Raw genomic sequence first — 12,795 nt, forward strand, 5'->3', positions numbered from 1 at the left:
ATCGAGAACGCGCCGAGGTCGTGGAGGATGTCTTCGGCGGCAATCGTCTCGCGGCGGATGCGGCTTTCGGCGAAGGCCACGTCCTCGGCAATGCTCGGGTCCAGGTGATGGCAGACCATCAGCATGTCCAGGTGTTCGTCGATGGTGTTGCGGGTGAATGGCCGGGTCGGGTTGGTCGAACTCGGCAACACATTGGCAAAGCCGCAGGCCTTGATGATGTCCGGCGCATGACCGCCGCCCGCGCCTTCGGTGTGATAGGTGTGGATGGTGCGGCCCTTGAAGGCGGCGAGGGTGGTTTCGACGAAGCCGGATTCGTTGAGGGTGTCGGTGTGGATCGCGACCTGCACGTCGTATTGATCCGCCACGCTCAGGCAGTTGTCGATGCTCGCCGGGGTGGTACCCCAGTCTTCGTGCAACTTGAGGCCGATGGCGCCGGCCTTGACCTGCTCGATCAACGGCTCCGGCAGGCTGGCGTTGCCCTTGCCGGTGAGGCCGATGTTCATCGGGAACGCATCGGCGGCCTGGAGCATGCGCGCCAGGTGCCACGGCCCGGAGGTGCAGGTCGTCGCATTGGTGCCCGTGGCCGGGCCAGTGCCGCCGCCGATCATGGTGGTGACGCCGCTCATCAGCGCTTCTTCGATCTGCTGTGGGCAGATGAAGTGAATGTGCGTGTCGATGCCGCCAGCGGTGAGGATCATGCCTTCACCGGCGATGACTTCGGTACTGGCGCCGATAGCGATGGTCACGTCCGGCTGCACGTCCGGGTTGCCGGCCTTGCCGATCCCGGCGATGCGCCCGTCCTTGAGGCCGACGTCGGCTTTGACGATGCCCCAGTGATCGACGATCAGCGCGTTGGTGATCACCGTGTCGACCACTTCAGCGGCGAGCAGTTGGCTCTGGCCCTGGCCATCGCGGATGACCTTGCCGCCGCCGAATTTCACTTCTTCGCCGTAGGTGGTGAAGTCTTTTTCGACTTCGATCCACAGCTCGGTGTCGGCCAGGCGCACCTTGTCACCGACGGTGGGGCCGAACATATCGGCGTAGGCTTGTCTGGAGATTTTCATGTGCTTGCCTTGGAAAATAATTGAATGGGAGATCGCATTCGCGGGCAAGCCTCGCTCCTACAGGTCATGTGTCGTTCGCGGAATCGGAATTCAACACGAACTCTGTAGGAGCGAGGCTTGCCCGCGAAGAGGCCGGTACGGGCTGCACACGACTTAAAGGTCACCCATGATCCTGCCGGCAAACCCGAACACCCGCCGATGCCCGGCCAAATCCACCAGCTCGACCTCGCGGCTTTGCCCCGGTTCGAAGCGCACGGCGGTGCCGGCCGGGATGTTCAGGCGCATGCCGCGGCTGGCGGCGCGGTCGAAGGTCAGGGCGTCGTTGGTTTCGAAAAAATGGTAATGCGAGCCGACCTGGATCGGCCGGTCGCCGCTGTTCGCCACCTTCAGGCTAATTGTGCGGCGGCCGACGTTGAGTTCGATGTCGCCGGGCTGGATCTGGTATTCACCGGGAATCATCCATTCACTCCTTGCAGAATCTTGTAGTAGAGGGCGGTCGGCCGGTAGTTGCCGGCGGGATCGCAAGCGTAGTCGGGAATCTGGCCGGCGCGGGTGTAGCCCAACGCCTGGTAGAAGTCTTCGGCGGGGGAGCCGGCCTCGGTGTCGAGGTAAAGCATGCCGCGTTTGTGCTGGCGGGCGGCGAGTTCCAGGGCGCTCATCAATTGCTGGCCGAGGCCGCGACGGCGCGCATGTTCACGCACCAGCAGTTTCTGCACCTCGGCACGGTTCAGGCCGTTGGCTTTCTGGCACAGGGTCAACTGGACGCTGGCCTGCACCTGCTCATCCTTGACCACCACCCACAGCAGCACGTTGCCCTTGTTCAGGTTGGCCTGGACCTCATCGAAATAGGCCCGGGCCTGAGTCGCATCGAGGTCGGCCATGAAACCGACGCTGGCGCCATAACCCACGGCGTCCAGCAGCAAATCGATCAAACCCTGGCGATAGTGCGCAAAGCTTTCAACATTCACGCGACGCAGTTGGGCGGCGTTCATCGGTGTTACTCCTTGTTGGCGTTCGGCGGCTCCGCGCCAGGATTGAGGGTCAGTTGCATGAAGGTCAGGTCCAGCCAGCGACCGAACTTGGTGCCCACTTGGGGCATCTGCCCGGTGATCAGGAAACCGGCGCGCTCATGCAGACGAATAGAAGCGGCATTGCCGCTTTCGATGGCGGCGACCATCACATGCTTGTCGCAGCCCCTGGCGCGTTCGATCAGCTCGACCATCAATTGCGGGCCGAGGCCGTTGCCGCGCTGGTCGCTGCGCACATAGACCGAGTGCTCGACGGTGTGGCGAAAACCGTCGAACGGCCGCCAGTCACCGAATGAAGCGTAGCCCAGCACCGTGTTATCACCGTCAACGATCACCAGGATCGGATAACCCTGGGATTGCCGGGCGCTGAACCACGCCTGGCGGTTGCCCAGGTCCACGGCCTGTTCGTTCCAGATCGCAGTGGTGTTGAGCACCGCGTCGTTGTAGATGTCGCGGATCGCCGGCAGATCGGCGTGCAATGCATCGCGAATGAGATAAGTCATGGCGCGGCCTCAAGCGATCGGTTGGTGGACGGTGACCAGTTTGGTGCCGTCGGGGAACGTCGCTTCGACCTGGATCTCCGGGATCATTTCCGGGATGCCTTCCATCACTTGTTCGCGGCTCAGAAGGGTGGTGCCGAAGTGCATCAGCTCGGCCACGGTGCGACCGTCACGAGCGCCTTCGAGCAGCGCCGCGGAGATGTAGGCCATGGCTTCCGGGTAGTTGAGTTTCACGCCGCGAGCCAAACGCCGCTCGGCGACGAGGCCGGCGGTGAAGATCAACAGCTTGTCTTTTTCGCGTGGGGTCAGGTCCATCGTTGGGAATCCATATCGGCAGTTAAAAGGTCACGCATTCTTTTGTAGGAGCGAGGCTTGCCCGCGAAGCTTTTGGCGGCCTTGAGGTCCCCTTCGCGGGCAAGCCTCGCTCCTACAGGGAGTTGTGTTTCAGGTGCTCCAGATTCTTGGGGGGACGGCTTCTCGTCCGAGTAACGCAGGTCTGAGCAACCGCCACAAATCTATAAGCCAACCCCGTGCCAACAACGCTTCGCTGGCCAGGCAGCGCGCCACCAACAGTCCCGGCAACTGGGTCAGATCCCCGCGTACGTCATTGGGCAGCGAGCGGCAGGTTTCCAACAAATCACTGTCGATCTCCCCGGTCACCAGCAACGTCGCAAACACCGGTTGCCCATCCAGGCCAATCGGCGAGTCGAGCAAACCATCGCTCCCGACAATGCGCTGGCGTTCGTGCCAGAGCAACTGGCCGTCGCGGCGAATGTCGAGTTTTGCCTGGAAATGCCCAAGGTCGAAGCGCTCGCCACTGGCCGGGCGACCCAGCGCCACAACGTCCCAGTAGAACAGCCGGGCATCGCCTTCAAGGTTGATCGAGGTGCTGAGTTCGGCCTGGGCCGCGCTGAAGATGATCGTTTCCTGGGGCAACCATTCCAGTGTCGCACCGGCCGCCACCTTCAAGTCGAGCTGCTGATAAGCGGGGCCGGCCGCGCGATACCACTTGGCGGCGCCGGGGCTGGTGATTTGCGCCCAGGCATCGGCGCCGACGCTGGCGCTGATGTCCAGCCGATCACCCCCGGCAATCCCGCCCGGCGGGTGGACGATGATGTGCTGGCACACCTCGGGCCCTTCGGCGTACAGGTGCTTTTGCACGCGCAGCGGGCCTTGATGCCGGCGCAGGACCGGGCGTGTGCTCACGCCGAAACGGGCGTAGCCCAGCTCCAGCTCGGCGTGCCAGCTCGGGGTAAACAGGACAGTGGGTAAAGGTAAATTCATGATTTCTGATTATCGTTAGGACGCTACAGACTAGATCGTAACCAGTCCGCGCACACCTTCGGCTTCCATATTTTCACCGCGACCCTGTTGCACGATCTCGCCCCGGGACATCACCAGGTACTGATCGGCCAGTTCAGCGGCGAAGTCGTAAAATTGTTCCACCAGCAAAATCGCCATGTCGCCGCGAGCGGCAAGCTTCTTGATCACCGCGCCGATTTCCTTGATCACCGACGGCTGGATGCCTTCGGTGGGTTCGTCGAGGATCAGCAGGCGCGGACGGCTGGCCAAGGCCCGACCAATCGCCAATTGCTGCTGTTGGCCGCCGGACAAGTCACCGCCACGTCGTTGCTTCATTTGCAGCAGCACCGGGAACAGCTCGTAGATGAATGCCGGGACTTCTTTCGCCTCACTGCCGGAGAAACGTGACAGGCCCATCAGTAGGTTTTCTTCCACGGTCAGTCGCCCGAAAATCTCCCGGCCCTGGGGCACGTAGGCGATCCCGGCATGCACCCGTTGGTGCGGCTTGAACGTGGTGATCGGCTTGCCTTCCCAATTCACCGCGCCCTCCTTGGACGGCAGCAAACCCATCAGGCATTTGAGCAGGGTGGTCTTGCCCACGCCGTTGCGCCCGAGCAGGCAAGTGACTTCGCCGACCTTCACGTCAAACGAGAGACCGCGCAGGATGTGGCTACCGCCGTAGTACTGGTGCAGCTTGTCGACTTGCAGCATTTTTGAATTCTCCTAAATCCCCCGTAGGAGCGAGGCTTGCCCGCGAAGGGGACCTTAAGGCCGCCAAAAGCTTCGCGGGCAAGCCTCGCTCCTACGGGAGCAAAATCATCTTCCGAGATAAACCTCGATCACGCGCTCATTGTCCTGCACCTGTTCCAGCGATCCTTCCGCCAGCACGCTGCCCTGGTGCAACACGGTGACGTGGTCGGCAATCGAGCCGACGAAACCCATGTCGTGTTCCACCACCATCAGCGAATGCTTGCCGGCCAGGCTTTTGAACAGCTCGGCGGTGAATTCGGTTTCGGCGTCGGTCATGCCCGCCACCGGCTCGTCGAGCAGCAGCAATTGCGGGTCCTGCATGAGCAGCATGCCGATCTCCAGAAACTGCTTCTGACCGTGGGACAACAAACCCGCCGGGCGATTGACCGACGTGGTCAGGCGAATGGTTTCCAGCACTTCAGAGATACGGTCGCGTTGCTCACCGCTCAATCGCGCGCGCAAACTCGCCCACACCGATTTGTCGGTTTTCTGCGCCAGCTCCAGGTTTTCGAACACGCTCAAGGCTTCGAACACCGTCGGCTTCTGGAACTTGCGACCGATGCCAGCCTGGGCGATTTGTACTTCGCTCATCTGCGTCAGGTCCAGGGTTTCACCGAACCAGGCCTTGCCGTGACTCGGGCGAGTCTTACCGGTGATCACGTCCATCAGCGTGGTCTTGCCCGCGCCGTTGGGGCCGATGATGCAGCGCAATTCGCCGACGCCGATGTACAGGTTCAGGCTGTTCAACGCCTTGAAACCATCGAAGCTGACGCTGATGTCTTCCAAGGTCAGGATCGTGCCGTGGCGCGTATCCAGGCCAGGGCCGACACGTTGGCCGAAGCCGATGCTGTCGCGGCTGGTGCCCGCGTCCTTGTTCGGTTCCACCGGGAAAAACGCGGGTTCGAGCATAAATTCCGCCGTCGCTGTAACTCTCATTGTTCGCCCCTTTTCTTCAGCAGACCGATCACGCCTTTAGGCAGATACAAGGTCACGACGATGAACAGGGCCCCGAGGAAGAACAGCCAGTATTCCGGGAAGGCCACGGTGAACCAGCTCTTCATGCCGTTGACCACACCGGCGCCGAGCAACGGCCCGATCAGCGTGCCGCGACCGCCCAGCGCCACCCAAACCGCTGCTTCAATGGAGTTGGTCGGCGACATTTCGCTCGGGTTGATGATCCCGACTTGCGGCACGTACAGCGCACCGGCCAAGCCGCACAACACCGCGCTCAACACCCACACGAACAGCTTGAAACCGCGTGGGTCGTAGCCGCAAAACATCAGGCGGTTTTCCGCATCTCGCAACGCGGTCAGCACCCGGCCGAACTTACTCTGCGCCAGACGCCAGCCGATAAACAGGCTCGCCACCAGCAACACCACCGTGGCGAAAAACAGCACCGCACGCGTCCCCGGCTCGGTAATGCCAAACCCGAGAATCGTGCGGAAATTGGTAAAGCCGTTGTTGCCGCCAAACCCGGTTTCGTTGCGGAAAAACAGCAGCATCCCGGCGAAGGTCAGGGCCTGGGTCATGATCGAGAAATACACACCTTTGATCCGCGAACGGAAGGCGAAGAAGCCGAACACCAACGCCAGCAGTCCCGGTGCCAAAACCACCAGGCACATGGCCCAGAGGAAACTGCTGGTGCCGGTCCAGTACCACGGCAATTCGGTCCACGACAGGAAGGTCATGAACGCCGGCAAGGCATCGCCTGAAGCCTGGCGCATCAAGTACATGCCCATCGCATAGCCGCCGAGGGCGAAGAACAGACCGTGACCGAGGGACAGCAAACCGGCGTAACCCCAGACCAGATCGAGGGCCAGGGCGACGATGGCGTAGCAAAGAATCTTGCCCACCAGCGTCAGCGTGTAGGCCGAAACGTGGAAGACGCTGACCGGCGATAGCAGCGACAGCAGCGGTAACGCCAACAGCAAAACGAGGATCACCGCACCCACGGAGATCGTGACTTTGGGGCCGGCCTTTTGTGAGGCTGTGACGATAAGAGGCTGGTTCATCAGTCGATCACCCGTCCTTTCAGTGCGAAGAGGCCTTGCGGACGTTTCTGAATGAACAGAATGATCAGCGCGAGGATCAGGATCTTGCCGAGTACGGCACCGATTTGTGGTTCGAGAATCTTGTTGGCGATACCGAGGCCGAACGCCGCGAGCACGCTACCGGCCAACTGGCCGACGCCGCCAAGCACCACCACCAGGAACGAGTCGATGATGTAGCTCTGGCCGAGGTCTGGGCCGACGTTGCCGATCTGGCTCAGCGCCACGCCACCGAGGCCGGCGATGCCCGAGCCGAGGCCGAAGGCGAGCATGTCCACACGTCCGGTCGGTACGCCGCAGCACGCGGCCATGTTGCGGTTCTGGGTGACCGCACGCACGTTCAGGCCCAGGCGGGTTTTGTTCAGCAGCAGCCAGGTCAGCACCACCACAAACAGCGCGAAGGCGATGATCACGATACGGTTGTAGGGCAGCACGAGATTCGGCAGCACTTGAATCCCGCCCGACAACCACGCCGGGTTCGCCACTTCAACGTTCTGCGCGCCGAACAGCAAACGCACCAACTGAATCAGCATCAGGCTGATGCCCCAAGTCGCGAGCAGGGTTTCCAGCGGGCGGCCGTAGAGGTGACGAATCACCGTGCGCTCCAGCGCCATGCCGATGGCGGCGGTGACGAAAAATGCCACAGGCAATGCGATCAGCGGGTAGAACTCGATGGCTTGCGGGGCGAAGCGCTGGAACATCAGCTGCACCACATAAGTCGAGTAGGCGCCGAGCATCAGCATCTCGCCGTGGGCCATGTTGATCACGCCGAGCAGGCCGAAGGTGATCGCGAGGCCGAGGGCGGCGAGCAGCAGGATCGAACCGAGGGACATACCGCTGAACGCCTGGCCGAGCAACTCACCGATCAGCAGTTTGCGTTTGACTTGAGCGAGGCTGGTTTCGGCGGCAGTGCGCACGCCGGCATCGGCTTCGACGCCGGGTTCGAGCAAACCTTCGAGGCGCGTGCGGGCCAGCGGGTCGCCGGTTTCACCGAGCAAACGCACAGCGGCAAGACGCACGGCGGGGTCGGTGTCCACCAGTTGCAGATTGGCCAGTGCGAGGCTCAGGGCGGCGTGAACGCTTTCATCTTTTTCGCCAGCCAGTTGCTGGTCGAGGAATTTCAGCTGCGCCGGTTTGGCGCTTTTCTGCAATTGCTGCGCGGCGGCCAGACGGATTTTGGCGTCGGCGGCGAGCAATTGGTGGCTGGCCAGGGCGGTGTCGATCAGACCCCGCAGGCGGTTATTCAGGCGCAGGGTTTTCGGTTGGCCGTCGACGGTCAATTCGCCTTGTTGCAGGGCGTTGATCAGTTCGACACGGGCCGGATCGGGCTGCGCGGCCCAGGCTTCCAGGAGTTTGGCTTGCTGCACGGGATTGGCCGCGACGAAGTCTTCGGCGTCGCCGGCGTGGGCGGCCATCGGCAGCAGGAGCGCGAGGGCAAGAAATAGACGATAGAGGGACATGGCAACGTCCTGAAAGGCGATGAGGAACCTTGTAGGAGCGAGGCTTGCCCGCGAAGGGGACCTCAAGGCCGCCAAAAGCTTCGCGGGCAAGCCTCGCTCCTACAGGTTTCGTGTGAGTTCAGTCAGGTGCCTCAGTTGCTCTTCACCGCATAATCCGGCTTCTTGTCGTTGCCATCGATAAACGGGCTCCACGGCTGGGCGCGGATCGGGCCTTCGGTTTGCCACACGACGTTGAACTGACCGTCGGCCTGGATCTCGCCGATCATCACTGGCTTGTGCAGGTGGTGGTTGGTCTTGTCCATGGTCAGCGTGTAACCCGACGGCGCGGCAAAGGTCTGGCCGGCCAACGCTTCGCGGACCTTGTCGACGTCGGTGGACTTGGCTTTTTCAGCCGCTTGCGCCCACATATGAATGCCGACGTAGGTGGCTTCCATCGGGTCGTTGGTCACCGCTTTGTCGGCGCCCGGCAAGTTGTGTTTCTTGGCGTAGGCTTTCCAGTCAGCGACGAATTTCTTGTTCTGCGGGTTCTCGACCGATTCGAAGTAGTTCCACGCCGCGAGGTTGCCCACCAGCGGTTTGGTGTCGATGCCGCGCAGTTCTTCTTCGCCTACCGAGAACGCCACGACTGGAACGTCGGTGGCTTTCAGGCCCTGGTTGGCCAGCTCTTTATAGAACGGCACGTTGGAGTCGCCGTTGACTGTGGAGATGACTGCCGTCTTGCCACCGGCCGAGAATTTCTTGATGTTGGCGACGATGGTTTGGTAATCGCTGTGGCCGAACGGGGTGTAGACCTCTTCGATGTCCTTGTCCGCCACCCCTTTGGAGTGCAGGAACGAGCGCAGGATTTTGTTGGTGGTGCGCGGGTAGACGTAGTCGGTGCCGAGCAGGAAGTAACGCTTGGCGCTGCCGCCTTCTTCGCTCATCAGATATTCAACTGCCGGGATCGCCTGCTGGTTCGGCGCCGCGCCGGTGTAGAACACGTTTGGCGACATCTCTTCGCCTTCGTACTGCACCGGGTAGAACAGCAGACCGTTGAGTTCTTCAAACACCGGCAATACCGATTTACGCGACACCGACGTCCAGCAACCGAACACCACGGCCACTTTGTCCTGGGTCAGCAACTGCCGGCCTTTTTCAGCGAACAGCGGCCAGTTCGACGCCGGGTCGACCACTACCGGTTCCAGCATCTTGCCGTTCACGCCGCCCTTGGCATTGATTTCGTCGATGGTCATCAACGCCATGTCTTTGAGGGATGTTTCGGAGATCGCCATGGTGCCGGACAGGGAGTGCAGGATGCCGACCTTGATGGTCTCGGCGGCCTGGACAGTCCAGGTCATGCCCATCGCGGCAATGCTTGCCGTGAGTGTGAAAGCCTTGATCAAGCTGCGACGCTTCATTGTGCGATCTCCGTGAACATTAGTATTTTTTTTGATTGGCAGAGGCGGACTACTGAAGGCTGTTTTGCAAGGGCTGTGCCTGGTCGGGTTTTGGCAAGGAAATGTCGTGTTAGAGCGGTCGCGCGGGGATGGCGGCGCACCAGGAAGGAACGCCGAGGATGCACTGGTGCGCCTGCTTGCGCCAGATTGGGGCGAAGGTGTTGCAGGCAACACTAAACAAATGTGGGAGCGAGCCTGCTCGCGAAAGCGGTCTGCCTGTCACAGAGATATTGGATGTACCGCCATCTTCGCGAGCAAGCTTCGCTCCTACAGGGGATTTGTGTCGGGAGCGGAATCTGAGAGCGCCGACGAACCGTGTAGGAGCTGAGCTTGCTCGCGAAAGCGGTGGGTCAGTCGATATTTATTTTGAATGTCGGACCGCATTCGCGAGCAAGCTCGCTCCCACAGGGTTTAGTGTTGGTTCTGGAGATCAGCGGCGGCGCATGAGGCCGATGAAGAACAGGCCGCCGATGGCTGCGGTAGCGACGCCAATCGGCAAGTCTTCCGGGGCGATCAGGGTGCGGGCGGCGACGTCGACCCAGACGAGGAAAACGCTGCCGAGCAAGACGCAGACGGGCAACAACCTACGATGCTCAGCGCCCACCAACCGCCGCGCAATGTGCGGCACCATCAACCCGACAAACCCGATGGACCCGCTGATCGACACCAGCACCCCAGTCATCAGCGAAGCAATCAAAAACACCCGCAACCGCACCGTGCGAGCATTCAAGCCCAGCGTCACCGCCGTCTGCTCACCCGCCATCAACGCATTCAATGGCCGGGCCATCCCGAGCAACAATACCAGCCCAAGCAACACGCTGACCGCCGGCACCGCCAGCAACTCCCAGCGCGCCAACCCGAGACCGCCGAGCATCCAGAACATCACCGCCGAACTTGCGCGGTGATCGCCCATGAACAGCAGCAAATTGGCAATCGCCATCATCACAAACGACACCGCCACGCCGCACAACAGCAGGCGATCACTGTCCAGCCGCCCGTTGCGATTGGCGATCATCAGCACGATCAACATGCTCGCCAGCGCACCGATAAACGCCGCAATCGGCAAGGTCAGCAACCCGACAATCTCCCCGACATGCAGCACCACAATCACCGCGCCCAACGTGGCGCCCGAGGTCACGCCGAGCAGGTGCGGGTCGGCCAGCGGATTGCGCGTCACCGCTTGCAGCACCGCACCGATCAACGCCAACCCGGCACCCACCAATGCCCCGAGCAACATGCGCGGCACGCGGATCAGCCACACGATGTGTTCCTGCCCGGCGGCCCAGTCCGGCACGCCGACACCGAAGATCTTGTGCAGCAAAATCCGCCACACCACGTCCACCGGCACCCGCGCCGGGCCGAAGCCCAGGGACACCACGCACGACACCAGCAACAGCGCGCCGAGTGCGATCAGCAGCAAGGCATAGCGACGCTCGATCATTCGCCGTGGAACCCTTTGGCCAGGGTTTCAACCGCGAGTACGTTGTCGATCCCCGGCGTGGCCTGCACGTACGGGATGACAATAAAGCGCTGGTTCTTGATCGCGTCCACCGATTGCAGCGCCTTGTTGTTGAGCAGGAATTGTTCTTTCTGCTCGGCGGTGACTTCGCCGTAGTCGACGATCACGATCACCTGCGGATTGCGCTCGACCACGTTCTCCCAATTGACCCGCGTCCAACTGGCCTCGACGTCATCGAGAATGTTTTGTCCACCGGCTGCATCGATCAGCGCTTGCGGCATGCCGAGACGGCCAGAGGTCATGGCCCGGTCTTCGCCGCTGTCATATAGAAAGACGCGGGGTTTGTCGGCGGGCAGATCCTTGCGCACCTCTTCAACTTGCGCCTGCATATCCGCGATCAGGGCGTTGGCGCGGTCCTGCACGTCGAAGATTTTGCCGAGGTTGCGCAGGTCGTTGTAAGTGTCCTCCAGCGTGGCCGCCGGGCGCTTCATCACGAAGGCGCAGGACTCGGTCAGCTCGTAGACATTGATGCCCAGCGGCTGCAGGGTTTGCGGCGTCAGGTCACCGCCGACGCGCATGCCGTAATCCCAACCGGCGAAGAAGAAATCGACGTTGGCGTTGAGCAGGGTTTCCACCGACGGGTATTTGGCCGCCAATTCCGGCAAGCCATTGAGGATGGTCTGCATTTCGGGCGTAACCGACTTCCATCCCGTGACGCCGCTGTAGCCGGCCATGCTCGGTTTGAGGCCGAGGGCGAGCATCATCTGGGTCATGTTGATGTCGTGGCTGACCGCGTGTTTCGGCGCTTGCTTGAACGTCACTTCGCGATTGCAGCTCTGGACGGTCAGCGGGTATTTCGTGGCCTCGGCAGAGGCGTGGGCAGCGCCCAGCAACAGGGCGACGCACAGCAGGGAACGCACAGTCATGGTTGGGTTATCCAGGTGATTCGGGGGTAGCCGTGGAGGGGGTGGTCATCGATCAGCGCTTCGACGCCGAATACATCGCGCAGCAGCGGGGCGGTCAGGACTTCTTTCGGTGTGCCGCTGGCGACGATGCGACCGTGGTTGATCACGTACAAACGATCGCAGAAAGCAGCGGCCAGATTCAGGTCGTGAATGCTCGCCAACGTGCCGATATTCAGGCGTTTGACCAGTTGCAAAAGCTCAAGCTGATAGCGCGGGTCGAGGTGGTTGGTCGGCTCGTCGAGGATCAGCAATTGCGGTTGCTGGGCCAGGGCTCGCGCCAGGATCACTCGCTGCTTTTCACCGCCGGAGAGGGTGGCGAAGGCATGGTCTTCGAAGCCTTGTAAGCCAACGGATTCCAGTGCTTGATTGGCAAGGTTTCGATCTTCGAGGGTGTCACCGTCGAACAGGCCTTTGTGCGGCGTGCGGCCCATGGCGACCACTTCCTCGACGGTGAGGCCGAAGGCATCGGGGAATTCCTGCAACACGACGGCGATGCGTTGTGCGCACCAGCGTGAGGATTGTTTCCAGACGTTGTGGTGATCGAGCTGGACCTCGCCGCTCTCGGGTTTGCTGAAGCGATAGGCGCAGCGCAACAGGCTGGTCTTGCCGCTGCCGTTGGGGCCGATCAACCCGACAAATTCACCGGCAGCCACGTGCAGCGAGGCGTCACGCAGTTGGAACTGGTGATGGCAGTGGCCGTGGCCCAGGGGTGTCCAGGCGAGGTTTGTGAGGTTGAGCGAGGTCATGCATTTACTCTGAAATATTGGGTGTTGCTGGTGACGC

Annotated in this window: 14 protein-coding genes; all 14 read right to left on the bottom strand. The window is 61.5% G+C overall.

Going from position 1 to position 12,795, the window contains the following annotated elements:
- Nucleotides 1–1,064 (bottom strand): urease subunit alpha (locus tag ACIOYV_RS24770; RefSeq protein WP_401327820.1); only part of this gene is annotated, 1,064 nt, incomplete at its 3' end.
- 153 nt (nt 1,065–1,217) lie between these two features.
- Nucleotides 1,218–1,523 (bottom strand): urease subunit beta, encoded by a 306-nt coding sequence (locus ACIOYV_RS24775; RefSeq protein WP_121732917.1) that lies wholly within the window; start codon nt 1,521–1,523, stop codon nt 1,218–1,220.
- On the bottom strand, nt 1,520–2,056 hold the full coding sequence (locus tag ACIOYV_RS24780; RefSeq protein ID WP_265042771.1) for a GNAT family N-acetyltransferase: 537 nt from the start codon (nt 2,054–2,056) through the stop codon (nt 1,520–1,522). Before ACIOYV_RS24780 ends, ACIOYV_RS24775 begins: the two co-directional genes overlap by 4 nt.
- Nucleotides 2,057–2,061: 5 nt before the next feature.
- The gene (locus tag ACIOYV_RS24785; RefSeq protein ID WP_401327825.1) at nt 2,062–2,595 is read right to left on the bottom strand and encodes a GNAT family N-acetyltransferase; all 534 of its coding nucleotides are present in this window, start codon (nt 2,593–2,595) and stop codon (nt 2,062–2,064) included.
- Between the two features lie 9 nt (nt 2,596–2,604).
- Nucleotides 2,605–2,907 (bottom strand): urease subunit gamma, encoded by a 303-nt coding sequence (gene ureA, locus ACIOYV_RS24790; protein WP_033055605.1) that lies wholly within the window; start codon nt 2,905–2,907, stop codon nt 2,605–2,607.
- Nucleotides 2,908–3,036: 129 nt separating this feature from the next.
- A complete protein-coding gene (locus ACIOYV_RS24795; protein ID WP_401327828.1) occupies nt 3,037–3,876 on the bottom strand; it encodes an urease accessory protein UreD in 840 nt (279 codons plus the stop codon).
- A 30-nt stretch (nt 3,877–3,906) separates the two neighbouring features.
- A complete protein-coding gene (gene urtE, locus ACIOYV_RS24800; RefSeq protein WP_401327831.1) occupies nt 3,907–4,605 on the bottom strand; it encodes an urea ABC transporter ATP-binding subunit UrtE in 699 nt (232 codons plus the stop codon).
- A gap of 105 nt (nt 4,606–4,710) precedes the next feature.
- Nucleotides 4,711–5,580 (bottom strand): urea ABC transporter ATP-binding protein UrtD, encoded by an 870-nt coding sequence (urtD, locus tag ACIOYV_RS24805; RefSeq protein ID WP_401327834.1) that lies wholly within the window; start codon nt 5,578–5,580, stop codon nt 4,711–4,713.
- Nucleotides 5,577–6,656 carry an urea ABC transporter permease subunit UrtC gene (gene urtC, locus ACIOYV_RS24810; RefSeq protein ID WP_401327837.1) on the bottom strand — a complete coding sequence of 360 codons (1,080 nt, stop codon included), beginning with the start codon at nt 6,654–6,656 and terminating at the stop codon, nt 5,577–5,579. The genes urtD and urtC overlap by 4 nt, the downstream gene beginning before the upstream one ends.
- On the bottom strand, nt 6,656–8,152 hold the full coding sequence (urtB, locus tag ACIOYV_RS24815) for an urea ABC transporter permease subunit UrtB (protein ID WP_401327840.1): 1,497 nt from the start codon (nt 8,150–8,152) through the stop codon (nt 6,656–6,658). The genes urtC and urtB overlap by 1 nt, the downstream gene beginning before the upstream one ends.
- Before the next feature lie 131 nt (nt 8,153–8,283).
- Nucleotides 8,284–9,549 (bottom strand): urea ABC transporter substrate-binding protein, encoded by a 1,266-nt coding sequence (gene urtA / locus ACIOYV_RS24820; protein WP_054044050.1) that lies wholly within the window; start codon nt 9,547–9,549, stop codon nt 8,284–8,286.
- Between the two features lie 469 nt (nt 9,550–10,018).
- Nucleotides 10,019–11,029, bottom strand: a complete 1,011-nt coding sequence (locus ACIOYV_RS24825; RefSeq protein ID WP_401327843.1) for a FecCD family ABC transporter permease — start codon at nt 11,027–11,029, stop codon at nt 10,019–10,021.
- Nucleotides 11,026–11,973 (bottom strand): ABC transporter substrate-binding protein, encoded by a 948-nt coding sequence (locus tag ACIOYV_RS24830; RefSeq protein ID WP_401327845.1) that lies wholly within the window; start codon nt 11,971–11,973, stop codon nt 11,026–11,028. The genes ACIOYV_RS24825 and ACIOYV_RS24830 overlap by 4 nt, the downstream gene beginning before the upstream one ends.
- On the bottom strand, nt 11,970–12,758 hold the full coding sequence (locus ACIOYV_RS24835) for an ABC transporter ATP-binding protein (RefSeq protein ID WP_401327848.1): 789 nt from the start codon (nt 12,756–12,758) through the stop codon (nt 11,970–11,972). Before ACIOYV_RS24835 ends, ACIOYV_RS24830 begins: the two co-directional genes overlap by 4 nt.
- Nucleotides 12,759–12,795 lie beyond the last annotated feature (37 nt).

Origin of the sequence: Pseudomonas sp. NPDC087342, assembly GCF_044744265.1 — a bacterium.
Lineage (GTDB): Bacteria > Pseudomonadota > Gammaproteobacteria > Pseudomonadales > Pseudomonadaceae > Aquipseudomonas > Aquipseudomonas nunensis.